The organism is Phycicoccus sp. Soil803, assembly GCF_001429685.1.
In the GTDB taxonomy this organism is placed as follows: Bacteria; Actinomycetota; Actinomycetes; order Actinomycetales; family Dermatophilaceae; genus Pedococcus.
This window is the reverse complement of record NZ_LMST01000001.1, coordinates 1,905,511-1,929,876: the sequence shown is the minus strand read 5'-3', so window position 1 is coordinate 1,929,876 and position 24,366 is coordinate 1,905,511. Positions and strand designations below refer to the sequence as shown.

General features: G+C 71.5%; 21 protein-coding genes and 2 pseudogenes. 19 read left to right on the top strand and 4 right to left on the bottom strand.

The features are described from left to right. The first annotated feature begins 39 nt into the window (after positions 1-39). Positions 40-876, top strand: a complete 837-nt coding sequence (gene fdhD / locus ASG95_RS08855; protein ID WP_057377231.1) for a formate dehydrogenase accessory sulfurtransferase FdhD — start codon at positions 40-42, stop codon at positions 874-876. Between the two features lie 47 nt (positions 877-923). Here the strand turns inward: fdhD and ASG95_RS08850 are convergent, their stop codons facing one another. The 3 genes from ASG95_RS08850 to ASG95_RS08840 are packed head-to-tail and all read right to left on the bottom strand — an operon-like array spanning position 924 to position 4,095. Further along, entirely contained in the window at positions 924-1,736 is an 813-nt protein-coding gene (locus ASG95_RS08850) for a DeoR/GlpR family DNA-binding transcription regulator (protein WP_057377230.1), read from the bottom strand. Positions 1,737-1,766: 30 nt separating this feature from the next. Next, positions 1,767-2,789 carry a 4-hydroxythreonine-4-phosphate dehydrogenase PdxA gene (gene pdxA / locus ASG95_RS08845; protein ID WP_056923445.1) on the bottom strand — a complete coding sequence of 341 codons (1,023 nt, stop codon included), beginning with the start codon at positions 2,787-2,789 and terminating at the stop codon, positions 1,767-1,769. Between the two features lie 31 nt (positions 2,790-2,820). Next, entirely contained in the window at positions 2,821-4,095 is a 1,275-nt protein-coding gene (locus ASG95_RS08840) for a four-carbon acid sugar kinase family protein (RefSeq protein ID WP_057377229.1), read from the bottom strand. A gap of 230 nt (positions 4,096-4,325) precedes the next feature. On the opposite strand from ASG95_RS08840, the gene ASG95_RS08835 reads away from it, so the two are divergent. The 12 genes and pseudogenes from ASG95_RS08835 (at position 4,326) to ASG95_RS08785 (ending at position 17,274) form a co-directional block, all read left to right on the top strand. Continuing rightward, positions 4,326-5,960, top strand: coding sequence for an ABC transporter substrate-binding protein (locus ASG95_RS08835; protein WP_235543641.1), 1,635 nt, complete (start codon positions 4,326-4,328; stop codon positions 5,958-5,960). Between the two features lie 3 nt (positions 5,961-5,963). Beyond that, entirely contained in the window at positions 5,964-6,896 is a 933-nt protein-coding gene (locus ASG95_RS08830; protein WP_056923448.1) for an ABC transporter permease, read from the top strand. Continuing rightward, the gene (locus tag ASG95_RS08825) at positions 6,896-7,807 is read left to right on the top strand and encodes an ABC transporter permease (RefSeq protein WP_057377228.1); all 912 of its coding nucleotides are present in this window, start codon (positions 6,896-6,898) and stop codon (positions 7,805-7,807) included. The genes ASG95_RS08830 and ASG95_RS08825 overlap by 1 nt, the downstream gene beginning before the upstream one ends. Then, positions 7,807-8,718, top strand: a complete 912-nt coding sequence (locus ASG95_RS21780; RefSeq protein WP_057377227.1) for an ABC transporter ATP-binding protein — start codon at positions 7,807-7,809, stop codon at positions 8,716-8,718. Before ASG95_RS08825 ends, ASG95_RS21780 begins: the two co-directional genes overlap by 1 nt. Further along, complete coding sequence (locus ASG95_RS21775) at positions 8,715-9,605, top strand: dipeptide/oligopeptide/nickel ABC transporter ATP-binding protein (protein WP_056923451.1); 891 nt, start codon at positions 8,715-8,717, stop codon at positions 9,603-9,605. Before ASG95_RS21780 ends, ASG95_RS21775 begins: the two co-directional genes overlap by 4 nt. Beyond that, positions 9,602-10,579: an aldo/keto reductase gene (locus tag ASG95_RS08810; RefSeq protein WP_057377226.1), complete on the top strand. Its 978-nt coding sequence runs from the start codon at positions 9,602-9,604 to the stop codon at positions 10,577-10,579. The genes ASG95_RS21775 and ASG95_RS08810 overlap by 4 nt, the downstream gene beginning before the upstream one ends. 7 nt (positions 10,580-10,586) lie before the next feature. Further along, complete coding sequence (locus tag ASG95_RS08805) at positions 10,587-11,381, top strand: HpcH/HpaI aldolase/citrate lyase family protein (protein ID WP_235543639.1); 795 nt, start codon at positions 10,587-10,589, stop codon at positions 11,379-11,381. Positions 11,382-11,383: 2 nt separating this feature from the next. Beyond that, positions 11,384-12,604, top strand: a complete 1,221-nt coding sequence (locus tag ASG95_RS08800) for an exo-alpha-sialidase (protein WP_057377224.1) — start codon at positions 11,384-11,386, stop codon at positions 12,602-12,604. After that, a complete protein-coding gene (locus ASG95_RS08795) occupies positions 12,601-13,290 on the top strand; it encodes an SDR family NAD(P)-dependent oxidoreductase (RefSeq protein ID WP_057377223.1) in 690 nt (229 codons plus the stop codon). The genes ASG95_RS08800 and ASG95_RS08795 overlap by 4 nt, the downstream gene beginning before the upstream one ends. Positions 13,291-13,482: 192 nt before the next feature. Then, positions 13,483-14,900: pseudogene (locus tag ASG95_RS22030) on the top strand (pyruvate dehydrogenase (acetyl-transferring), homodimeric type); the annotation flags it as partial. A 1-nt stretch (position 14,901) separates the two neighbouring features. Further along, positions 14,902-16,238, top strand: a pseudogene (locus tag ASG95_RS22025) (pyruvate dehydrogenase (acetyl-transferring), homodimeric type); the annotation flags it as partial. 148 nt (positions 16,239-16,386) lie between these two features. After that, positions 16,387-17,274: an NAD(P)-dependent oxidoreductase gene (locus ASG95_RS08785; protein ID WP_057377222.1), complete on the top strand. Its 888-nt coding sequence runs from the start codon at positions 16,387-16,389 to the stop codon at positions 17,272-17,274. A 32-nt stretch (positions 17,275-17,306) separates the two neighbouring features. Here the strand turns inward: ASG95_RS08785 and ASG95_RS08780 are convergent, their stop codons facing one another. Then, positions 17,307-18,488: a glycerophosphodiester phosphodiesterase gene (locus ASG95_RS08780; protein ID WP_057377221.1), complete on the bottom strand. Its 1,182-nt coding sequence runs from the start codon at positions 18,486-18,488 to the stop codon at positions 17,307-17,309. A 126-nt stretch (positions 18,489-18,614) separates the two neighbouring features. Between ASG95_RS08780 and ASG95_RS08775 the strand changes: the two genes are divergently transcribed. The 6 genes from ASG95_RS08775 to ASG95_RS08750 all read left to right on the top strand — a co-directional run bounded on the left by ASG95_RS08775 (position 18,615) and on the right by ASG95_RS08750 (position 24,330). Continuing rightward, a complete protein-coding gene (locus ASG95_RS08775; RefSeq protein ID WP_057377220.1) occupies positions 18,615-19,823 on the top strand; it encodes a CdaR family transcriptional regulator in 1,209 nt (402 codons plus the stop codon). Positions 19,824-19,955: 132 nt separating this feature from the next. Next, positions 19,956-20,924 carry an ACP S-malonyltransferase gene (locus ASG95_RS08770; RefSeq protein ID WP_057377219.1) on the top strand — a complete coding sequence of 323 codons (969 nt, stop codon included), beginning with the start codon at positions 19,956-19,958 and terminating at the stop codon, positions 20,922-20,924. Between the two features lies 1 nt (position 20,925). Then, complete coding sequence (locus ASG95_RS08765; RefSeq protein WP_057377218.1) at positions 20,926-21,945, top strand: beta-ketoacyl-ACP synthase III; 1,020 nt, start codon at positions 20,926-20,928, stop codon at positions 21,943-21,945. A gap of 92 nt (positions 21,946-22,037) precedes the next feature. After that, complete coding sequence (locus ASG95_RS08760) at positions 22,038-22,286, top strand: acyl carrier protein (protein ID WP_056923461.1); 249 nt, start codon at positions 22,038-22,040, stop codon at positions 22,284-22,286. Positions 22,287-22,418: 132 nt separating this feature from the next. Continuing rightward, positions 22,419-23,663, top strand: coding sequence for a beta-ketoacyl-ACP synthase II (gene fabF, locus ASG95_RS08755; RefSeq protein WP_056923462.1), 1,245 nt, complete (start codon positions 22,419-22,421; stop codon positions 23,661-23,663). A 157-nt stretch (positions 23,664-23,820) separates the two neighbouring features. Then, complete coding sequence (locus ASG95_RS08750; protein ID WP_157581854.1) at positions 23,821-24,330, top strand: hypothetical protein; 510 nt, start codon at positions 23,821-23,823, stop codon at positions 24,328-24,330. The last annotated feature ends 36 nt before the right edge of the window (positions 24,331-24,366 follow it).

Genomic DNA, 24,366 nt, shown 5'->3' with positions numbered 1-24,366 from the left:
CGCACACCCGGCAGGCACCGCGCGGCATACATTGCAGGCGTGGGACGGGTGACGAGGCGGACGCCAGCGGTCAGGGTCGAGGTGACCCCGGACGGCGTGCGCAGCACCACTCGCCCGGACACGCTCGCCGTCGAGGAGCCGCTGGAGATCCGGGTGGGTGGAACGTCGGTCACCGTGACGATGCGCACCCCCGGTGACGACTTCGACCTGGCGCTGGGCAACCTGCTCACCGAGGGAGTCCTGCGCCGGGGCGACGACGTGGCCCAGCTGATGCACTGCCTCGACGAGGACGAGTCCGGCTCCCCCACCTACAACGTCGTCGACGTCACGCTGGCCCCAGGGGTCGTGCCCGACCTCGAGCGGAGCGCCCGGTCCGGCTACCAGAGCAGCGCCTGCGGCGTCTGCGGCAAGACCAGCATCGACGCCATCACCGCGACCGGCCAGTATGCGGTGGCCGACGATCCCGTCGTCCTCTCACCGGTCGTGGTCGCCGGGCTGCCCGACCGGATGCGGGCCAGCCAGAAGGTCTTCGACCGGACCGGCGGGTTGCATGCCGCCGGGATCTTCACCGCCGACGGCGAGCCGCTGGTCGTCCGCGAGGACGTGGGCCGGCACAACGCCGTCGACAAGGTGGTGGGCTGGGCGGCGCGCGAAGGGCGGCTGCCGCTGTCCGGACACGTGCTGGTGGTCAGCGGCCGGGCCAGCTTCGAGCTGGTGCAGAAGGCGGTCATGGCCGGCCTGCCCGCACTCGTCGCGGTGTCCGCGCCGTCGTCGCTGGCGGCCGAGCTCGCGGAGCAGAGCGGGCTGACGCTGGTGGGCTTCGCCCGACCGCCACGGCTGACCGTCTACGCCGGCGCCCACCGGCTGGGCCTCTGAGCGCCCACCGGCTGGGCCTCTGAGCGCCCACGGGCTGGGCCTCCAGGTCAGGCGCCGGTGCCCTCGAGGCCCTCCGGGGCGAGGTCGACGACGTCGACGACGACCACCTCGACGCCTGCGGCCTCGAAGGGGCGGAGCTGCTCCGGAGTCGCGGAGTCGTCCGTCACGAGCGTCCAGCGGGCCGGCATCACCGCCCAGGCGTGGAACGGCGCCACGCCGAGCTTGGCCCCGTGGGCCAGGACGTAGACGTGGTCGGCGCGGCTCATCATGAGCTCCTTGAGCCTGGTCTGCTCGAGGTCCTTCTCGCAGATCCCGCGGTCGGCGCGCACGCCGTCGGCGCCGATGAAGGCCCGGTCGAACGTCATCCGCTCGAGTGCCGCCTCGGTGACGGGTCCGACGAAGCTCTGGCTCACGGTCCGCAGCCGTCCGCCGAGCAGGATCACCTCGATGCCCTCGGCCTCAGTGAGGGCCTCGAGGGAGGTCAGGCCGATGGTCGCCACGGACAGGCCGCGGAAGTCCTTGAGCTCGGCGGCGAGCGCGGCATTGGTCGACCCGCCGTCGAGGACGACGTTCTCGCCGGGGACCACCTGCGTCGCGGCCCAGGCCGCGATGGCCTGCTTCGCCTCGTGCGCCTCGCCCAGCCGCTGGCGCAGCGACGCCTCCGGGTGCGGCTCGAGGCTGAGCGCGCCGCCGTAGGTACGGGCGAGCTTGCCCTGGGCCGTGAGCAGAGCCAGGTCGCGACGGATCGTGGACGCGGTCACGGCGAACCGGGCCGAGAGCTCCTCGACGCTGGTCAGCCCGTGGGACGCCGCGAGCCGGGCGATCTCGTTGCGGCGGTGCTCAGACCTCAACCGTGCCATCAGGGGCGCACACTATCCGACTTCGTCACGTCATCGGGCGAGTTCAGGGGTGGGCGTCGTGGGCGTCGGGGCCATCTCGGCGGCGAGTCGCATCGCCTCGACCATCGACCGGTGGTCGGCGATGCCCTTGCCGGCGATGTCGAACGCCGTGCCGTGGTCGACCGAGGTGCGGATCACCGGCAGGCCGACCGTGATGTTGACACCGGCCTCCAGGCCGAGGATCTTCACCGGTCCGTGCCCCTGGTCGTGGTACATCGCGACGACCAGGTCGTAGTCGCCCCGACCGGCGAGGAAGAAGAGGGTGTCCGCGGGGAGCGGCCCCACGACGTCGATGCCGTCGGCCTGCGCCGCCAGGACACCCGGGGCGATCTTGTCCTCCTCCTCGCCGCGCCCGAACAGGCCGCCCTCACCGGCGTGGGGGTTGATCCCGCACACGCCGATCTTGGGGTTGCTGACGCCCGCGTCCACGAGCGCGCCGTGGCCGCGACGGATGGTGCGCTCGACGAGGCCGGGTTCGATGCGGTCGACCGCGTCGATGAGCCCGATGTGGGTGGTGACGTGGATGACGCGCACTCGCGGCGTGGCCAGCATCATCGAGACCTCCTCGGTGCCGGTCAGCTTGGCCAGCAGCTCGGTGTGCCCCGGGAAGATGTGGCCCCCGGCGTGGAGCGCCTCCTTGTTGAGGGGTGCGGTGCAGATGGCCTGCACCTCGTGGGCCATCGCGAGCTCGGACGCCACGCGCACATAGTGGTAGGCCGCGTCACCCGCGACGGCGGACAGCTCACCGAACGGCAGGTCCTCGGGGATCAGGCCCAGGTCGATGACGTTGATCCGGCCGGGGACGAACTCGCACTCGGACACGTCGGCGACCGTGACGATGTCGGGCTCGAGCCCGACGAGCTCGGCCGCGCGACGCAGCCGGGCGGCGTCACCCACGACGACGGAGTTCGAGCGACCCGCGCACTCGGGGTCGAGCAGGGCACGCACGATCACCTCAGGGCCGATGCCGGCGGCATCCCCCATCGTCACGGCAATACGGGGCAGGGCGGTCATCGTGGCTCCTAGGTCAGGTGTGCGGTCGAGATCAGTGGAGGTGGGTCTGGTGCGGATCGGTCTGGGGTGAGGTGGCCCGGGGCGAGGCGGTCTGGGGTGAGGCGGCCTGGGTGGCGAACGGCGCCAGCGCCTCGCGCAGCGACGACGTGGACGCCCCGTGGCTCCCGGGCCTGGTGACCACGACCAGACCGTCGGGTGTTCGTGACGTCACGGCCGCCGCGTGGGTCGAGAGGGGCGTGAGCGTCCGCACGCCCAGGGAGTCGAGGACGGCGCGGGCGGTCTCTCCGCCGGTCGCCAGCAGGACCGTGGCCCGCGCCGTCGCGGGCGCGGCCGCCGCGGCCAGGGCCACGGCGAGGCCTCGAGCGGACCGCGGGTCCACGGTGACGGCCTGGTCGAGGCTGAGCACGAGCCCCGTGGTGGTCAGCGCCTCGGCGACCAGTCCGACCGCCTCCTCGGGCGACGCGAGGAGCCGGTGCGGGTCCAGCGTCACGACCGTGAGCCCCAGGTCGGCCAGCGCGGCCACCTGCTCCGTGATCCCCGGCGCCGCGGAACCGACGACGGCGACGACCACGTGGTCAGCCGTGGTGTCGGCCACGGGGTCGGGGGCCGGGTCCGGCTCGAGCTGCCGGGCGTCTGCGGCGACGAGCGCGGCCGAGCCCACGAGCAGGGCGTTCCGCAGCACCGTGGCGCCAGCCACGACGGCGTCGAGGTCGGCGTCCGTCTCCGCGTCACAGACGGCTGCAGCGCCGGCGGCTTCGACCGCGGCCAGCGCGGCGCGGAGACGCGCGCGGTCGCGCACGACCTCCAACGGGACGAGGACGTGGTCGAGACCGGGCAGCGCGTCGGCGACCGTCGCGGGGGCCGGGCCCTCCTCCGCATCCCAGAGGTTCGTGGCGGTCAGCGGGGAGCCGTCGACCAGCGGGACGCCGCCCACGACGGTGCGCTGCGCCGTCGGCAGGGCGGTGGCCACGACGACCGTGGCGTCGAGCGCCGACGCCAGGCCTCGTACCTCGGCAGCCAGGTTGCCGCGCAGGAGTGAGTCGACCTTCTTGACCACGCGGGTGGTCGGCGACGCGCCCACGAGCTGCGCGGCATACCGGGCCACGAGGTCGCCCGCCACAGCGGGGGCGGCGTGTCGGGTGTCCGAGTCGAGGACGACGACCCGCGGGCTCTCGTCGCCGCGGTCCGCGCCGTCGAAGTCGTCCCGCGCAAGCTGCACCGTGATGCGCGTTGTGCGCAGGAGGAAGGTAGCTGCTGACTCGGCAGCTCCGGAGAGATCGTCGGCGACGACCAGCCGTTCGAGCACCGTGACCTCCTTCGGACTGTCGCGCAATCTCTATGAACAGCAGCATCTTTGATGCTGTAGGCGGGCCTCTCGATGCTGCCTGGAACCACACTGGGCGGTCGACTGGAGGAGAATTCCGACGCGAATGACGCTACAGGTATTGCGCACAACGCGCAACTGTGCCAGTGTTTGGAACGCGAAACACGGCGCCCGTCGTCAGGGCCGCTCACAGACTTCAAGGAGGAAGTTCGATGACCCACAACATTCCCATGGGTGGCACGAGCGGTGCAGAGGTGGTCGCCGAGGGCGGCGTGTCCCGCCGCTCGATCCTGCAGCTGGCCGCGTTCCTGGGCGCCGGCACCCTGCTCGGCCCGACTCTCGCCGCGTGTGCCGGGCCGCAGACCACCGGTGGTGGTGGGTCTGCCGCTGGCGGCACCGGAGGCAAGCTGAGCATCACGCTCAACCGCAACCTGGTGAGCCTGGACAACAAGCTCAACCAGTACGACGCCGCCGTGACCGTCCAGCGGGCCGTGCGCCAGGCGCTGACGCGGATCGGCCTGGACCTCAAGCCCGAGCTGGTGCTGGCGAAGTCGTTCACCCAGACCTCGCCCACGGTGTGGACGGTCGCCCTGCGCGACGACATCCACTACTCCGACAAGTCGCCGGTCACCGTCGCCGACGTCGAGACCGCGATCAAGCTCTACTTCCAGGTCAAGGCCGGCTACGTCGCCTCGCAGTTCCCGGAGCAGCCCACCTTCGCCAAGGTCGACGACAAGAGCTTCACGCTCACCACCAAGAAGCCGGTCGTCACCCTCGACTCGCTGATGTCCAACATCCTCATCACGCCTGCCGCGGCCAACAAGGCCGAGGAGCTGCGCGAGGGCATCGGCTCCGGCCCGTTCACGGTGGCTGCCGCGGACTCGGGAACCGGCACCTACCGCCTGGTCCGCAACGAGAACTACTGGGGCGAGAAGGCCCTGCTCGACGAGGTCAACGTCAGCTACCAGGAGGAGGAGGGTGCGCGAGTCATCGCCCTCACCTCGGGCCAGACCGACGTCATCGACACGATCACCCCCGAGTCGGCCGACAGCCTCAAGACGAACAAGGACATCGAGGTCCTGCAGACGAAGGGCACGCGACTGATCCACCTCTTCTACAACTTCCGGAAGCCCGCCGGGCACCCGCTGACCAAGCCCGCGGTGCGCGAGGCGCTGTCCCACGCGATCGACCACGACGCCCTCATCAGCTCGCTGATGGCGGGGCAGGTGACCTCCGCCGAAGGCGTGGTCCCCTCCACCCTCGCCGGCTTCGCCGCGACGGGCACCTACACCTTCGACGTCGCCAAGGCGAAGTCCATGCTGGCGGCCGAGGGAGTCTCCGGGCTCAAGCTCCGGGCCATCTGGGAGGACTCGGAGTTCGCGGGTGCCGCGCGGGTCATGGAGGCCATCGTCGGGATGCTCGCCGACGTGGGCGTCACCCTGGAGCTCAAGCAGATCCCCAAGGGCGGCGACATCAACGCCTGGCGTCGCGGCGAGGCCGGCGACTGGGACATCCTCGGCAACGGCTACGGCAACCAGACCGGTCTGGCCATCACCAACCTCCAGGGCCAGTACGGCGGGACCGCGCAGAAGGAGAAGACCCGCGACACCTACCACGGGTTCGTCTTCCCCGAGGTGACCGCCCTGCTCGACCAGGCGTCGCAGAACCCCGACGTGGCAGCCCGCAACGCCCAGCTCAAGGAGGCCCAGGAGAAGATCTGGGCGCTCTGGCCGGCGATGTGGGCCTGGACCCCGAACAACCTGCTCGCGCGTCGCAAGCGGGTCACCACGCTGGACCTGTCGCCGGGCAACTTCTACGACCTGTCCACCGTCAAGGTCTCCGGCTGACCGATGGGCCGCTACGTCCTCAAGAGGGTCGCGCAGACGATCCTGACCGCCTGGTTCACGGTGACGGTCGTGTTCGTTCTGCTGCGGCTCGCCCCCGGTGACCCTGCGGTCAGCTACGCGCCGCCCAACCCCAGCTCCGAACAGCTGGACGCGATCCGCAAGGAGTTCGGCCTGGACCAGCCACTGCTGGGCCAGTACTGGACCTTCCTCGGTCACCTGCTCCACGGGGACGTCGGCCAGTCCTTCCAGTTCCGGCAGTCCGCCCTCACGGTGGTCCTCGACCGGCTTCCCTACACGATCACCCTGGCGGTGGCGGCCATCGTCCTCACCGCACTGCTCGCGATCCCGCTCGGGGTCTGGATGGCCCGGCGGGCCAACACGGGAGCCGAGCTCGGGGCCAACATCGCGACCATCGCCGGCCAGTCGATGCCGGACTTCTGGATCGGGTTCGTCCTGCTGATCCTGTTCGCCGTCAACCTGCACTGGTTCCCGTCGTCCGGGTTCACCTCGGTCTCGTCGCTGGTCCTGCCGACGGTGACCATCGTCGTCCTCCAGGTCGCCCTCATCTCCCGCCTCGTGCGGCGGGAGATGTCGGCGAACCTGGGGGCGCCCTACGTCACGATCGCCCGGTCCCGTGGGGTGTCGGAGCGCCGGCTCACCTGGCGCTACGCGTTCTCCAACTCGGCGATCCCCGTCGTCACCGCGCTGGGCACCCGGTTCGCGGCCATGCTGAACGGTGTGGTGATCGTCGAGGTGGTGTTCCGGTGGCCAGGAGTCGGCCAGCTGGTCGTCGACGCCCTCGAGCGCCGCGACCTGCCCGTCATCCAGGCGACCGTCCTCGTCACCGTGCTCCTGGCCTTGTTCGTCCAGCTCGCGGTCGACCTGATCTACCCGCTGCTCGACCCGCGGGTCCGGCTTGGAGAGGCGGCCCGCTGATGGCCATCCACGCAACCACCGACCAGACCGCCACCCCCACGGCGGTGACCCCGCGGCAGCTGCGTCGTTCCGCGGCGCAGCGCAAGGCCCGGCACAGCACGATCAAGATCTGGCTGGGTGCGATCTGCGCATCCGTCATCGTGATCCCCGTCGCGCTCGCGCGGGTGTTGCCGCTGCCCGACCCGGTGCGGGGCGTGCTGCGCGAGAGCTCCCTCCCCCCGCTCTCCGAGGGGCACCTGCTGGGCACCGACCCCAACGGTCGCGACCTGCTCTCCCGCATCCTGCACGGCGGCCAGACCAGCCTCGTCATCGGCCTGCTGGCCATCGTCATCTCGGGGCTGGTGGGCATCATCCTCGGGGCAGTTGCCGGCTACTACGGCAGCTGGGTCGACACGCTCGTGTCGCGGGCGCTCGAAGCCCAGATGTCTCTGCCGCTGCTGCTCATGCTCCTGCTCGTCGTGGCCCTCTTCGGCCCGTCGGTCCCGGTCATCACGGTGGTCATCGCCCTGGCCCAGTGGCCCGAACCAGCGCGCCTCACGCGCGCCCTCGTCCTGGTCGAACGCGAGAAGCCCTACGTTGCCGCAGCCCAGGTGCTGGGCCTGCGCCGCCCGACCGTGATCGGCCGCCACATCATCCCGAACATCCTCCCGCAGGTCCTCGTCGTGGTCTTCCTGCTCCTGGCTCAGGCCGTCCTGCTCGAGAGTGCCCTGAGCTTCCTCGGGGCCGGTGTGCAACGGCCCTACCCCACGTGGGGCGGGATCATCTCGGACGGCCGCGAGCTCTTCGTGACCGGCAAGTGGTGGCTCGTCACCCTCCCCGGTGTGGCCATCGCACTGCTGGTAATCGGCGTGAACCTCCTCGGCGACGGGCTGCGCGACCGCACCCGTCGGGCCAAGGCCGGTGACGCCTGATGTCCGTCCTCACCGTCCGCGACCTCGTCGTGGAGCTCATGACCCCCCGCGGGGTGATCCGGGCCGTCGACGGCGTGAGCTTCGACCTCGACGCCGGGGAGACCGTCACCATCATCGGTGAGTCGGGCTCCGGCAAGTCCACCACCGCCATGGCGTTGCTCCGGCTGCTGCCCGACGACCTCGCCGTCATCTCCGGCTCGGCCCAGATCGACGGCCAGGACGTCGTGGGCACGCGCAAGCACATCGGCACCCTGCGTGGGCGCTCCGTGGCGCTCATCCCCCAGGACCCCATGACGGCGCTCAACCCGATCGCCACCGTGGGCAAGCAGATGGTCGAGGCCATCCGGCACGCCCACCCGTCGCTGTCGAAGGCGCAGGCCCGCGAACGCGCCCTCGACCTGCTGCGACAGGTGCACCTCAGCGCCCCCGAGCGACGGATCAAGTCCTACCCGCACGAGCTCTCCGGCGGCATGCTCCAGCGCGTGCTCATCGCGATGGCCCTGTCGACCGAGCCCCGGCTCATCGTCGCCGACGAGCCCACCTCGGCCCTCGACGTCACCGTCCAGGCCGGCATCCTCGACCTCCTGCTGGAGATGCAGGAGCGCACCGGGGTCGCCGTGCTGCTCATCACCCACGACCTGGGCGTGGCCCGGCTCATGAGTGACCGCATCCACGTCATGCACCGCGGGGTGTTCGTCGAGGACGGACCCGTCGAGCAGGTCGTCGACCACCCCACGCACGACTACACCCGAGCCCTCCTCGCGGCCATTCCCGAGCTGGGCGACTGGACCGACCCCGAGGCCCCCTCGCAGGTCGGGGAGTCGGAGCCCGCGGACTCACCGCACCCCGATGACGCGCCGCTGCCCGAGCCGGCCGGCACACCCGCCACGAACGGAGGGCCACGAGCATGAGCCCCAGCCAGAGCCACCAGGACGCGACGGCGCCCGCACCCGGCGCTCCCCTGCTCGAGGTGTCCGGACTGGTCGTCGAGTACCGCCGTGGTCGGGAGACCTTCCGCGCCGTCGACGACGTGTCGTTCTCGGTGCCCCGCGGCGGGTGCCTCGCGGTCGTCGGTGAGTCGGGCTGTGGCAAGTCCACGATCGCCAAGGCCCTGGTCCGGCTGGTCAAGCCGACGGCCGGCTCCATGGTGTTCGACGGCACGGACCTCGCCACCGTGTCCGAGCGCGACCTGCGCCCGATGCGGCACCGGATCCAGATGGTCTTCCAGGACCCCTACGGGTCGCTCGATCCGCACCTCACCGCGCAGCAGATCGTGGCCGAGCCGATGCAGGTCCGCGGCGAGCGCTCCGCCACGGTGCGCCGCAAGCGCTCGGCCGAGCTCCTCGACCGGGTCGGGCTGCCCACCTCCGCGCTCCAGCGCAAGCCGCACGAGTTCTCGGGAGGACAACGACAGCGGATCGGTATCGCGCGTGCGCTCGCCTCCGAGCCCGACCTGCTCGTCCTCGACGAGGCGACCAGTGCCCTCGACGTGTCAGTGCAGGCCCAGGTGCTCGCCATCCTCGCCCAGCTGCGGCAGGACACCGGGCTGACCTATCTCTTCATCTCGCACAACCTCGGGGTCGTGCGGGCCATCTCCGAGGAGGTGCTGGTGCTGCGCGCTGGGACGGTCGTCGAGAGAGGTGAGACGGAGCAGGTGCTCGCCTCGCCCGCGGACCCCTACACCCGCCGGCTGCGACGTTCGGCGCTCGAGCCCTCGCGGATGGTGGGACGCAAGCCGCGCGAGGTCGTGCGCGGGGTGGCCGCCGCCCGCATCGCCGAGAGCGCCGCGAGCGCATGAGCCCGACCGAGCTCGCTGGGTTGGACACCCCGCTCCCCCAGCTGGTGCTGGGCACGATGACGTTCGGTGACACCGCCGACGCCGACACCTCACGCGCCATGGTCGACGCCGCCCTCGACGCAGGCATCACCTGGCTCGACACTGCCAACGGGTATGCCGCGACCCGCACCGAGGAGATCCTCGGCGAGGTCCTCGCAGGGCGTCGGGACCAGTTCTCCGTGGCCACCAAGGCCGGCATCTACGCGGGCGACGCCGGTGGCGAACCCTTGCTGTCCCGCAAGGGAGTCCGCACGTCGCTCGAGGCAAGCCTGCGTCGGCTGCGCACCGACCACGTCGACCTCTTCTACCTGCACCAGCCCGACCGGTCGGTGTCCGTGGACGAGACCGCCGACGCCCTCGCCGATGTCGTCGCCTCGGGGATGGCGAAGGCCGTCGGGGTGTCCAACTTCGCCGCTTGGCAGATCGCCGACCTCACCGCGGCGTGCGAGCGGGCAGGTGCGCCGCGCCCGGTCGTGGCCCAACAGCTCTACAACCTCGTCGCCCGACGGGTCGAGGACGAGTACGCCGAGTTCGCGACGACGCACGGGCTGGCCACGATCGTCTACAACCCGCTGGGTGGCGGCCTCCTCACCGGCCGACACAGCTTCGACGCCGCGCCCGGTGAAGGTCGCTTCGGCTCGTCGTCGCTGTCGACCATGTACCGCGACCGCTACTGGAACCGCAGTCTGTTCGAGGCGGTCGACGCCTTGGCCGCCATCGCGAGCGACGCCGGGATCGGCCTCCCGGAGCTGTCACTGCGGTGGCTCCTCTCCCGACCGGTGGTCTCCGCCGTCCTGCTCGGCGGGTCGAAGCCCGACCAGCTCCGGGCCAACATCGCCGCGGCCGACCGTGGACCCTTGTCCGCCGACATCGTCGCGGCGTGCGACGAGGTCGGCGCCACCCTGGCCGGCCCCATGCCGGCCTACAACCGATAGGAGCACCGTGAGTTCCCCTGTGCCGCAGACCAACCCGACCGCCCAGGAGTTCACCCGGAGGTTGGGTGCACGGGAACGCGCCGTCGGTTACTGGGTCGTCCTGGACGCCCCCGTGGCCACCGAGCGGATCGCCCGTCTCGGCTACGACTACGTCTGCCTCGACGCGCAGCACGGGCTGCTCGGCTACAGCGGGCTGCTCGCGGGCCTGATGGCGGTCGACGCCGGCCGAGCCTCGGTCGGGCTGGTCCGGGTCGGTGCCAACGACCCCTTCCACATCGGCCAGGCCCTCGACGCCGGAGCAGCGGGCGTCATCGTCCCGCTGGTCAACACCGCTGACGACGCCCGACGGGCGGTGGCGGCCGCGACCTACCCGCCGACCGGGGTGCGGTCGTACGGCCCCATGCGGTCAGGACTGCGCATCGGCCCGGTCCCGGCGGAGGCGAACGCCGCGGTCTCCTGCCTCGCCATGATCGAGACCCCGGAGGGGCTCGCGAACGTCGAGGAGATCTGTGCCGTCCCCGGTCTGACCGGCATCTACGTCGGCCCGTCCGACCTCTGCCTCGCCGTCGGCGGGGCCTTCCCCGGCGATCCGGCCGTCGCCGACGAGTTCGAGGCCGCGCTGACCCGGATCAGCGCCGCCGCCGAGGCCGCCGGTGTGGCTGCAGGCATCCACACCCCCGCTGGCGCCGATGCGGCCCGGCGGCTCGGACAGGGCTTCACCTTCGCCACGGTCTCGTCCGACCTGGTCCACCTCGAGCGCGCTGCTGCCGACCACCTGGCCGCAGCCAGCGCGACCCCGTGACCATGGCCACCGCGCTGGGCACCGACGGCGTCCTCCGCTCGCGCGAGGGGGACGACGGGGTCGAGGAGGCCTTCCTGCCCGCACCGACGGTCCAGTCCCACGCGGCCAACCTCGCCGTGCTCGGTGACGGAAGCCTCGGCTGCGTCTGGTTCGGCGGCACGCAGGAGGGCGTGGCCGACATCGACGTGTGGTTCTCGCGACTCGCGCCCGGGGCTGACCAGTGGACCGAACCCATCCGGTTGTCCGACGACCCCACCCGCTCCGAGCAGAACCCAGTGCTCTTTCCCGCCCCCGACGGCCGCCTCTGGCTGTTCCACACCGCACAGCACGCCGGCGACCAGGACACCTCCTTCGTCCGGGCGCGGACCTCGCCGGACCACGGCGCGACGTGGGGTCCGGCGCGGACCTTGCTCGAGGCCGAGCGCGGCGGGGTCTTTGTCCGCCAGCCCCCCGTCGTGCTGCCCTCGGGGACGTGGGTGCTCCCCACCTTCACGTGCGTGCGGGTGCCCGGCGAGAAGTGGGTCGGCGACAGCGACACCAGCAGCGTGTGGGTCTCGACCGACGAGGGCGGCTCGTGGACCGAGCGCGAGGTGCCGGACTCGACGGGGTGCGTCCACATGAGCATCGTGCCCAGGGCCGATGGGGGGTATGCCGCGTACTACCGGAGCCGGTGGGCGGACCACGTCTACCGCAGCGTCTCCGATGACGGACTCGACTGGACCGCACCGCAGCCCACCGAGCTGCCCAACAACAACTCGTCGATCCAGGCGGCGCCGTTGACAGGTCACCGAACGGCGTTGGTGCTCAACGAGAGCAGCCGCCTCGACGCCGTCGCGCGCCGGGTCTCGCTGTACGACGAGATCGACGACGACGGCATCAGCGATGCGGCCCCAGCCGAGCCCGAGACCGTGTCGCAGGAGGACCTCGCCGCGGTGCAGGGCGCCTTCTGGGGGGCACCCCGCGCGCCCCTCACCCTGGCCGTGTCGGGTGACGACGGAGCGACCTGGCCGCTGCGCTGGGTGCTCGAGGACGGCGACGGCTACTGCCTGAGCAACAACTCGCGCGACGGCGTGAACCGTGAGCTGAGCTACCCGTCCGTCTGCCAGGACGCCTCGGGCACGGTGCACGTCGCATTCACGTACCACCGCCGCGCCATCCGGCACCTCCGCATCCGGGCGGCCGCCCTCGACGCCCGAGCCGCGGCAGCACCGCCTTCCGCATGAGTCGGACCGCCGTCGTCACCGGCGTCAGCTCCGGCATCGGCAGGGCGATCGCCCGTCGCCTGCTCGACGACGGCTGGTCGGTCGTGGGGCTGTCCCGGACCCGGCCGGCACGCGGCGACTTGCCCGGGCTCGACTGGCGCGCCGCGGACCTGGCCGACACCGGTCCCGCGACGGGTGTCGCGGCAGCCGTCGCCGACCTGGGTGCGGTCCACGCCCTCGTCCACGCGGCCGGCTTCCAGGAGTCCGGTCCGCTGACCGACCTCGACCCCGGGGCCAGCGAGCGCATGCACGCCGTCCACGTCGGCGCTGCCGTGCGTCTTGCCTCCTGCCTCGAGGGACGGCTGGCCGACGGCGGGCGGATCCTGCTCATCGGTAGCCGGACCGCTGACGGGGCCTGGGGCAAGAGCCAGTACGCCGCCACCAAGGCCGCGCTGCGGGCGCTCAGCAGGTCGTGGGCGATGGAGCTCACCGACCGGGCGATCACGGTCAACGTCCTCGAGCCGGGGCCCACCGGGACCGCGATGACCGCTGACCCCCGGCGGGCGGCGACGCCGCCCCGGACCCCACCCCTCGGCCGGCTGGTCCGGGCCGAAGAGGTCGCGGCATACGCCTCGTTCCTCCTCGAGGACACCGGCGCGATGGTCACCGGACAGCACGTGGTGATCTGCGCCGGTGCCTCGCTCTGACCCGGCCCGGCCCCACCCGACCCGGAGTCGGCGGACCGACCGGCGAAGATATATGTCGCGGACGCTCCGGATACTGGCCAGTAGGCCGGTCCGGTTGTGACCTGCGACTCCAACGGGTGGAAGATGGACGCGGAGGTCGCAGGCAACCCCGCGGCCCCTCGTCAACACTGGCGCGAGAAAGGACTCACGACCGTGGCCGCACGCGAGGAAGCCGGACCGATTCTCAACGGCATCCCCAGCCAGCTCCCGGATATCGACCCCGAGGAGACCAAGGAGTGGCTCGACTCCCTCGACGGGGTGATCGAGGAGGGCGGTCGGCAGCGGGCGCGCTACGTCATGCTCAAGCTCCTGGAGCGGGCCCGGGAGATGCAGGTCGGGGTGCCGTCGCTGACGGCCACCGACTACATCAACACCATCTCGCCGGAGCAGGAGCCGTGGTTCCCCGGTGACGAGGAGGTCGAGCGCCGCTACCGCGCCTACCTGCGCTGGAACGCCGCGGTCATGGTGCACCGCGCCCAGCGACCCGGCATCGGCGTCGGCGGCCACATCTCCACCTACGCCTCGGCGGCGACCCTCTACGAGGTCGGCTTCAACCACTTCTGGCGCGGCCAGGACCACCCGGGTGGCGGCGACCAGGTCTTCTTCCAGGGCCACGCCTCCCCCGGCATGTACGCCCGGGCCTTCCTCGAGGGTCGCCTCACCGAGGACCAGCTCGACGGCTTCCGCCAGGAGAAGAGCCACATCGTCGCGGGCCAGCCGCTCGCCCTGCCGTCCTACCCGCACCCGCGGCTGATGCCGGACTTCTGGCAGTTCCCGACGGTGTCGATGGGCATCGGCCCGATGAACGCCATCTACCAGGCGCAGTTCAACAAGTACCTGCACAACCGTGGCGTCAAGGACACCAGCCAGCAGCACGTCTGGGCCTTCCTCGGCGACGGTGAGATGGACGAGCCCGAGTCGCGCGGCCTGCTGCAGCTCGCCGCGGGTGAGGAGCTCGACAACCTCACCTTCGTCGTCAACTGCAACCTGCAGCGGCTCGACGGCCCGGTCCGCGGCAACGGCAAGATCGTCCAGGAGCTCGAGGCCTTCTTCCGCGGGGCCGGCTGGAACGTCATCAAGGTGGTCTGGGGCCGCGGCTGGGACCCGCTGCTCGCGCAGGACCGTGATGGCGCCCTGGTGCACCTGATGAACACCACGAGCGACGGTGACTACCAGACCTTCCGCGCCAACGACGGCAAGTACGTCCGCGACTTCTTCTTCGGCCGCGACCCGCGGACCCGCGAGATGGTCAAGGACTGGTCCGACGAGGACATCTGGTGGAAGCTCAAGCGCGGTGGCCACGACTACCGCAAGGTCTTCGCCGCCTACCAGGCCGCGATGAACCACACCGGACAGCCGACCGTCATCCTCGCCAAGACGATCAAGGGCTATGGCCTGGGCAGCCACTTCGCCGGCCGCAACGCGACCCACCAGATGAAGAAGCTGACCCTCGACGACCTCAAGGGCCTGCGCGACAGCCTCAAGCTGCCGATCTCCGACGAGGTGCTCGAGCGCGACCCCTACGCCCCGCCCTACTTCCACCCCGGACCCGACGACCCGAGCATCCAGTANGGCGGGAGAAGCTCGGCGGGCCGATTCCGATCCGTCGGGTGCAGCACGAGCCGCTCAAGCTGCCGGACCACTCGGCCTACGACATCGTCAAGAAGGGCACCGGCAAGCAGCAGGTCGCCACGACGATGGCGTTCGTGCGACTGCTCAAGGAGCTGATGCGCGACAAGGAGTTCGGCAAGCGCGTGGTGCCGATCATCCCCGACGAGGCCCGCACGTTCGGCATGGACTCGTTCTTCCCGACGATCAAGATCTACAACCCGCACGGCCAGAAGTACACCTCGGTCGACGCCGAGCTGATGCTGGCCTACAAGGAGGCGAAGGACGGCCAGATCCTGCACCTCGGCATCAACGAGGCAGGGTCGCTGGCGGCGTTCACCGCGGCCGGCACGTCCTACGCGACGCACGGCCAGCCGATGGTCCCGATCTACGTCTTCTACTCGATGTTCGGGTTCCAGCGCACCGGCGACTCGATCTGGGCGGCCGCCGACCAGATGGCGCGCGGCTTCCTCATCGGGGCCACGGCGGGTCGCACGACCCTCACCGGTGAGGGGCTGCAGCACGCCGACGGCCACTCACCACTGCTGGCCGCGACCAACCCCGCGGTGGTGTCGTACGACCCGGCCTTCGCGTTCGAGATCGGCCACATCATGGAGGACGGGCTGCGCCGGATGTACGGCGACGACCCCGAGAACGTCATCTACTACATGACGGTCTACAACGAGCCGATGAGCCAGCCGCAGGAGCCGGAGAACGTCGACCGCGAGGGCATCCTGCGCGGCATGCACCTCTTCGCCCCGGGCATCCCGGACGGTCTGCCGGACGACGCCCCCCGGGTGCAGCTGCTGGCGTCGGGTGTCGGTGTGCCGTGGGCCCTCGAAGCCCAGGACCTCCTGCGCAACGACTGGGGCGTCGTGGCCGACGTCTGGTCGGTCACGTCGTGGAGCGAGCTGCGCCGCGACGGGATGGCCTGCGACGAGCAGCGCTTCCTCCACCCGGACGGCGAGGCCCGCACTCCCTACGTCACCGAGCGGCTGCGGCACGCGCGCGGTCCGGTCATCGCGGTGTCGGACTACATGCGGCAGGTGCAGGACCAGATCCAGCCCTGGGTGCCGGGAGACTTCGCCTCGCTCGGCGCCGACGGGTTCGGTTTCTCCGACACCCGTCCGGCCGCGCGGCGCTTCTTCCACATCGACGGCCCCTCGGTCGCGGTGCGCGCGCTGCAGATGCTCGTTCAGCGCGGCGAGGTCGAGGGCGGGGTGGCTCGCGAGGCCGCCACGCGCTACCGCCTGCTCGACGTCACCGCCGGCACGTCCGGCAACGCCGGCGGCGAGAGCTGACCACCCGCGGTGCTGAACTAACGAAAGCCGTTGCACGACAAGGTATGCCGCCCGCTCGCCTGAGCGGGCGGCATACCGGTCTGTTGGTGGGTACGGCTGTCGGTGGGTACGGCTGTTGGTCGGTGAAAGCGTGGGGCAGGATGGTGCGGTGACCTCCCCCACCGCACCCTCCCGTCCCGTCCGCGTCGCCGTCACCGGGTCCACCGGCAAGCTCGGCCGCACCGTCGTCGCCCACCTCGTCGAGCAGGGCTACGACGTCCTCGCGCTCGACCGGGTGCGGCCGGCCAGCCCCACGACCCCGTTCGTGGCCGTCGACCTCACCGACTACGGCCAGGTCGTCGAGGCGCTGTCAGGGGGTGTCGACGAGCACGACGGTTCGGTGGACGCGGTGGTGCACCTGGCCGCGATCCCCGCGCCGGGGCTGACCACCAACGCCGCGACCTTCGCGAACAACTCGGCCGCGACCTACAACGTCTTCGCCGCCGCCCGGGCCCTCCGGGTGCGCCGCGTCGTGTGGGCGTCGAGCGAGACGGTCCTCGGCCTGCCCTTCGACACTCCCCCGCCCTATGTCCCCGTGGACGAGGAGTACCACCCCCGGCCGGAGTCGACCTACTCCCTGAACAAGGCCCTCGAGGAGGAGATGGCCCGGCAGTTCTGCCGCTGGGACCCCGAGCTGGGGATGGTGGGACTGCGGTTCTCGAACGTCATGGATCCCGAGGACTATGCAGCCTTCCCGTCGTTCGACGCCGATCCCTCCCTGCGCAAGTGGAACCTCTGGGGCTACATCGACGGCCGCGACGGGGCGCAGGCGGTGCGCCTCGGGCTCGAGCGGACCGAGCCGGGCTGCGAGGTCTTCGTGATCGCCAACGCCGACACCGTGATGAGCCGCTCGAGCGCAGACCTCGTGGCCGAGGTGTTCCCAGGGGTCGAGGTGCGCAAGGAGCTCGGCGAGCACGAGACGCTGCTGGGCATCGACAAGGCCCGCAGGCTGCTGGGCTACCAGCCGGCCCACTCCTGGCGCGATCACGTGGGCTGACCAGGAGGCCAGCCCACGCGTCGCCGGAGTCGTCAGTCGCGGCCGAGGAACTCCTTGCGGGCCGTGACGCAGATGTCCGGCTGGTCGCAGAAGACGCCGTCGACACCGGTGCGCAGGAAGGCGACGACCTCGTCGATGGCCCGCCCGAAGTCGGCGGGGTTGGTGCCGACCCGGTAGTCGACCGGGAGGAAGGTGTTCTCGGCGCGGAACGTGTAAGGAGTCACCTTCAGTCCCGCCGCGTGGGCATCAGCCACGAGGCGGGTTGGGGTCCCCATTGTCCCGTCCGCTCGCCGCGGGATGACCAACGACTTGTCCGGGCCGATGCCGTCGACCCAGCGGGAGACCGATGCCAGACCTGACGGCGTCATGAGGTCGCGGTAGGTGCGGGGGTCGTGGGCGGCGACGAGGTCGTAGGGCGCACCAGCGGCACTGGTGAGGAAGACGGAGCTGGCGCGGTAGCGGTACTCCTCGCGGAGCGCGACCAGGTTGGTCAGCTCGAAGCTCTGCACCCACAACGGCGCGTTGGGCCGGTTGAGGTGGTGTCGGGAGACGGCGTCGATGAGGGCCCGCTCGGGGTTGAGCCCGGCCGCATGGAAGTACGTCGAGTGCTTGAGCTCCGGGATGATGCCGATCTCACGGCCGTACTCCTTGGACAGCCGCTCGCGCACGCGCAGCACCTCCTCGAAGGTCGGCACCTGGTACCTGCCGTCGTAGAGGGTGTTCTCCTGCCGGACAGCGGGGAGCCGCTCGACGGCGCGCAGCGTCGTGAGCTCGGCCAGCGTGAAGTCCTCGGTGAACCATCCCGTCGTGCTCACCCCGTCGAGGACCTTGGTCGTCCTACGCGCGGCGAACTCCGGGTGGGCCGCCACGTTCGTCGTGCCGGAGATCTCCGGCTCGTGGCGGTCGACGAGCACCCCGTCGCGGGTCATCACGAGGTCGGGCTCGATGTAGTCGGCTCCCATGGCGACGGCGAGCTCGTAGGCGGCGATGGTGTGCTCGGGCCGGTAGCCCGAGGCGCCGCGGTGGGCCAGGACGAGCGGCGTGGTCGTGGTCCGGCGCTGCTCGGTGGCCGGCCGGTCGACGGCGTGGGCCGCGGCCTGGGCGGCGACCGCGCCGGGTGAGCTGGTGGCTCCCTGGGCGGTGCTGACCGCTACAGCGGTGGAGCCCACCAGGAGGAGTCCGGCGACGGCGAGGACGGGGAGGATTCTGGTCATGCCCGCGACGCTAGGAATTGCCGCGCGGCGGGGGGCGACCGCGCGGTGACGCGAGGGTGAAGGGGTGCCGAACTCTGACCAGCGACGCGGGGTGGGTTGTCGGCGGCATACAAATAGACTCCCCGTATGCCGCCGACTCGCGTCACCACCTCGGCCGCCACCCTGCAGCGGGTGGAGCGGTCCGCCGGCGAGCTGTCGTCGGCGGCGACGCGGCGGATGGAGTCGGCGCACGACTGGTACCGCGTGCTCTCGGCCGAGGACCGGTCCTGGGTCGGGCTGGTCGCGCAGGCCGGCATCGCGGCCTTCATCGCATGGCTGCGCGAGGGCGGCGACCAGACCCCGGTGACGGCCGACGTCTTCGGCACGGCGCCCCGGGAGCTGACCCGGTCGATCACGCTGCGCCAGACCCTCGACCTGGTGCGCTCGGTCGTCGACGTGGTCGAGCAGGACGCCACCGCCCTCGCCGAGCCCGGCGAGGAGCAGGCCCTGCGCGAGTCGGTGCTGCGCTACTCCCGCGAGATCGCCTTCGCCGCCGCGGAGGTCTACGCGCACGCGGCCGAGGCCCGCGGTGCCTGGGACGCGCGGCTCGAGGGCCTCGTGGTGGACGCCGTGCTGCGTGGCGAGGCGGACGACTCGATGCAGTCCCGGGCCGCCGCGCTCGGGTGGGGCTCGACGACGCGGGTTGCCGTGATCGCCGGCAGCACGCCCCCGGGCGGGTCAGAGGGCGTCGTCGACGGCCTGCGTCGTGCGGCCGAGCGGGTGGGAGTGGACACCCTGGCCGCGGTGCAGGGACGCCGGCTGGTCTGCATCTTCGGCAACGTCGACGACCCGCTGGCGGCGGCCCGTGCGGTCGCCGACCACTTCGGCGACGGCCCGCTGGTGGTGGGGCCGACGGTGCCCCACCTCTTCGCTGCCGGGCGGTCAGCGCGTGCGGCACTGGCCGGCCAGTCGTGCGCACACGCGTGGCCCGGCGCCCCGCGGCCGGTCACGGCCGACGACCTCCTGGCCGAGCGGGTCCTGGTCGGCGACGCGCCCGCGCGTGCCCTCCTGCTCGACCGCATCTGGCACCCGCTGTCGTCCAGCAGCGGCGCCCTCCTCGAGACGGCCTCGGCCTACCTGGAGTCCGGCGGTGGCCTCGAGGGCACCGCCCGGGTGCTCTTCGTCCACCCGAACACGGTCCGCTACCGCCTGGGCAAGATCGCCGAGCTCACCGGCTACCAGCTGACCGACCCGCACGACGCCCACACCGTGCGCATCGCCCTCGCCCTCGGACGGCTCAGCCGCCCGGTCACACAGCGGGCCATCCCCTACACCGACCGACCCGCGCCTGGCTGAGACCCTGCTCACACGACGCCCAGCCGAGGACTCCATTCCCTGCGGCTTTTGTAGACATCCTCCAAAAGACCCCGTCGATGTTCGTGCCAAACGGTCACGCGGGGGTCACCGTCCGACCGCAAGGGTGGAGAGGTGATCGCAATCGTCTGCCCCGGACAGGGCTCCCAGACCCCCGGCTTCCTCGCGCCCTGGCTCGAGCTCCCGGCCTTCCGTGCCCGGCTCGAGTCGCTCTCCGACGTGGCGGGCCTCGACCTGGTCGCGCACGGCACGACGTCGGACGCCGAGACGATCAAGGACACCGCCGTGGCCCAGCCGCTCATCGTGGCGGCCGGTCTGGCCGCCGCTGCGGTGGTCCTGCCCGGTGGACCCACCGGCACGGTCGGCGTCACCGCCGGGCACTCGGTCGGCGAGATCACCGCCGCCGCCTTCGCGGGCGTGCTGTCCGACCACGACGCCATGGTGTTCGTCCGCGAGCGCGGCGCGGGCATGGCTGCCGCCAGCGCGCTGACCCCCACCGGCATGAGCGCAGTCCTCGGTGGCGACCCTGCCGAGGTGGCCGAGGCGCTGGCCCGGTACGGGCTCACCGCCGCCAACGCCAACGGCGCGGGCCAGACCGTCGCCGCCGGCACCCTCGAGCAGCTCGCGGCGTTCGCCGCCGACCCGCCGGCCAAGGCCAGGGTCATCCCGCTCCAGGTCGCCGGTGCCTTCCACACCTCGCACATGTCCCCGGCCGTGGAAGCCCTCGAGCGGCTGTCGGCCGACTTCGCCGTCAGCGACCCGGGCGTCACGTTGCTCTCCAACGCCGACGGCCAGCCCGTCGCAGACGGCGCCGACGCCCTAGCGCGTCTGGTCAAGCAGGTGAGCAGCCCGGTCCGCTGGGACCTGTGCATGCAGACCATGGTCGACCTCGGGGTCACCGCCATGGTCGAGCTGGCCCCGGCCGGCACCCTCGTCGGGCTCGCCAAGCGGGCGATGCCCGGAGTTGCCACACTGGCAGTCAAGACGCCCGACGACCTCGAGGCGGCACAGCAGCTGGTTCGCGACCACGGCGGAGACCCCGCCGACGCAGGATCCCTCCCGACCGACGCGCAAGAGGCCTGACATGAGCACACCAGCCCCCAAGGGCACCGGCTCCATCACCCCGTCCGACGGGGCCACCTACGCCCGCATCATGGGTGTCGGTGGCTACCGGCCCGAGCGCGTGGTGATGAACTCGGAGATCATCGAGGCGATCGACTCCTCCGACGAGTGGATCCAGGAGCGCTCCGGCATCAAGAGCCGTCGCTTCGCCGCCAAGGACGAGTCCGTCGTCGACATGTCCGTCGAGGCCACCCGTGAGGCCCTCACCGCCTCGGGCCTCGAGGCCTCCGACGTCGACGCCGTCGTGGTCGCCACGGTCACGCACCCCTACCAGACGCCTGCCGCCGCACCGATCCTCGCCGACCGGCTGGGCATCCGCGGCGCGGCCTTCGACATCTCCGCCGCCTGCGCCGGCTACTGCCACGCGATCAGCCTGGCCAGCGACATGGTCCGCGGCGGCAGCGCCCGGCACGTGCTCGTGGTCGGGGTCGAGAAGCTGTCCGACTTCACCGACCCGACCGACCGCGGCTCGGCGTTCATCTTCGGCGACGGGGCGGGCGCGGCGGTCGTCGGCCCGTCCGACACCCCTGCCATCGGCCCCACGGTCTGGGGCTCTGACGGCTCGCAGTGGAAGACCATCTCGCAGCGCGACTCGTGGGTCGACGTGCGCGACGGCAACCTCGGCTGGCCGGCGATCGGCATGGCCGGTCAGTCCGTGTTCCGCTGGGCGGTCTGGGGCATGGCCCCGGTGGCCCAGAAGGCGCTCGACGCCGCCGGCGTGCGCGCCGAGGACCTCGACGCGTTCATCCCGCACCAGGCCAACATGCGGATCATCGACGCCATGATCAAGCAGCTCAAGCTGCCCAGCGACATCGCGGTGGCCCGCGACATCGCCGAGACCGCAAACACCTCTGCGGCCTCGATCCCCCTCGCCACCGAGCGCATGCTGCGTGAGGGCGAGGTGCCCCACGGTGGCCTGGCCCTGCAGATCGGGTTCGGCGCGGGCCTGGTCTACGCGGCCCAGGTCGTCGTCCTTCCCTGAAGACTCCCGTCGGCCCGCGGGTGAACCGGGCCACCGCAGTGACCACACCACGTGACGACCAACTGTCACACCAACAGAAGGAGCTGAGCCGGATGGCGCAGAGCGAGCAGGAGATCCTCGAGGGTCTGGCCGAGATCGTCAACGAGGAGACCGGTCTGGACACCGAGTCGGTGCAGTCCGAGAAGTCCTTCACCGACGACCTCGACATCGACTCGCTGTCGATGATGACCATCGTCGTCAACGCCGAGGAGAAGTTCGGCGTGCGGATCCCCGACGACGAGGTCAAGAACCTCAAGACGGTCGGCGACGCCGTGTCCTTCATCGCCAAGAACCAGGGCTGAGCCCAGCAGTTCCCCTGCGCGGGTGGCGGCCACGCGGCACACCACTGCCGGTCAGTGACCCCGTCGCACCAGCCGCCACCCCGCACCGGCCACCAGCCACACCGCACGACCGACGAAGGAGCAGACCCAGCCATGACCGCCGAACGACGCGTCGTCGTCACAGGCCTCGGAGCCACCACCCCTGTGGGCGGCACCGTCCCCGAGACGTGGGACGCCATCCTGGCCGGACGGTCGGGCGCCAAGATGATGGACTTCGACTGGGTGGAGAAGTACGAGCTCCCGGTCAAGTTCGCCGCCACGATCCACACCCAGCCGACCGACGTCCTGACCAAGGTGGAGGTGCGCCGGCTCGACCCGAGCGCGCAGTACGCCCTGATCGCCGCGCGTGAGGCCTGGGCGGACGCCGGCGCCCCCGAGGTCGAGCCCGAGCGACTCGCTGCCTGCATCGGCACCGGCATCGGTGGCGTCTGGACCCTGCTCGACCAGTGGGACAACCTGCGCGAGAAGGGCCCGCGCCGGGTCTTCCCGCTCGCCGTCCCCATGCTCATGCCCAACGCCTCCTCCGCCGCCGTCTCCCTGGAGATCGGGGCCCGGGCCGGTGCCCACACCCCCGTCTCCGCCTGCGCCTCCGGGCTCGAGGCGATGGGCTACGCCTACGAGATGATCCGCAACGGCCGGGCCGACATCGCGGTCGCGGGCGGCACGGAGGGCGCGGTGCACGCGCTGCCGATCGCCGGCTTCGCCGCCATGCAGGCGCTCTCGACCCGCAACGACGACCCCGAGCGCGCGTCGCGCCCCTACGACACCGGCCGCGACGGGTTCGTCCTCGGTGAGGGCGCCGCCGTGATCGTGCTCGAGGAGTACGAAGCGGCCAAGGCCCGTGGCGCCACCATCTACGCCGAGATCGGTGGCGTGGGCATGTCCTCGGACTCCCACCACATCGCCGCGCCGGAGCCTGAGGGCGCGGGCGCGTCCCGGGCGATGGTCGAGGCCGTCGAGCGGGCCGGCCTGACGCCCAAGGACATCGTCCACGTGAACGCGCACGCGACCTCGACCCCGGTGGGCGACGTGGCGGAGTCGAACGCCATCCGGCGCGCCTTCGGCGACGACACCGACGGTATGCCGGTCAGCGCCACGAAGTCGATGACCGGTCACCTCCTCGGTGCGGCCGGGGCGCTCGAGGGCGTCCTCACGATCCTGGCGCTGCACCACCGGATCGCGCCCGCGACGATCAACCTCGACGACTTCGACCCCGCGATCAAGCTCGACGTGGTGCACGGTGAGGCCCGCAAGCTCCCCGCAGGCGACATCGCGGCGCTGAACAACTCATTCGGTTTCGGTGGTCACAACGTCGCGGTGGTCTTCACCTCGGTCTGACCTCAGCCGTTCGGCCGACACATCTCGAGCGCCCGCCCCGAACCTCGGGGTGGGCGCTCTATGGTGTGCCGACGGTCGCTGCAGGGGCGGCCCGGGAAGGTCAGCGATGGTGGGCAATTCGGGGGGGACCCTGGGGGGTCGCGAGCGCATCGTGATCGTGGACGAGCACCTGGCGGGACGGCTCAAACGGGCTGGGCGCCGGCACGTGCTGCGCCGTCGGCAGACCTGGACCTCGTCCGTGCTGACCAGTCTCGTGCTCCTGCTGTGCGTCTCGGCTCCGGACCTCCTGGGCGGACGGCCCGGTGGTGTGTCCGCAACGGCCCTGGCGGCGCCAGGCGTCTACCTGGTGGTGACGGCCGTGATGCTCGGCTACACCGTCTTCACCATCGGCAGGCACTTCGACCGGGAGTTCGTGCCGGGTCGCATCCTCGGCCTGACGGTCGGGAGCCAGACGATCCGCCTCCGCGACCACGACTCGTGCACGGAGCTGGCCTACTCGGTCATCGCCGGCGTCGTGATGCTGCGGGACGTCGTGGTGGTCGACCTCGGCCAGCGCTTCTGGGCGCTGCCGATCGAGCTGCTCGATGGCGTCAGCCTCGAGGTGCTGCGCGCCCGCGCCGGCCGGCCGGCGCTCGGCAACGAGCTCTGGCCCGAGCTGCAGGCCTAGCTGCCGGGACACCTTGGCTGCATCGGCAGGCGCTGG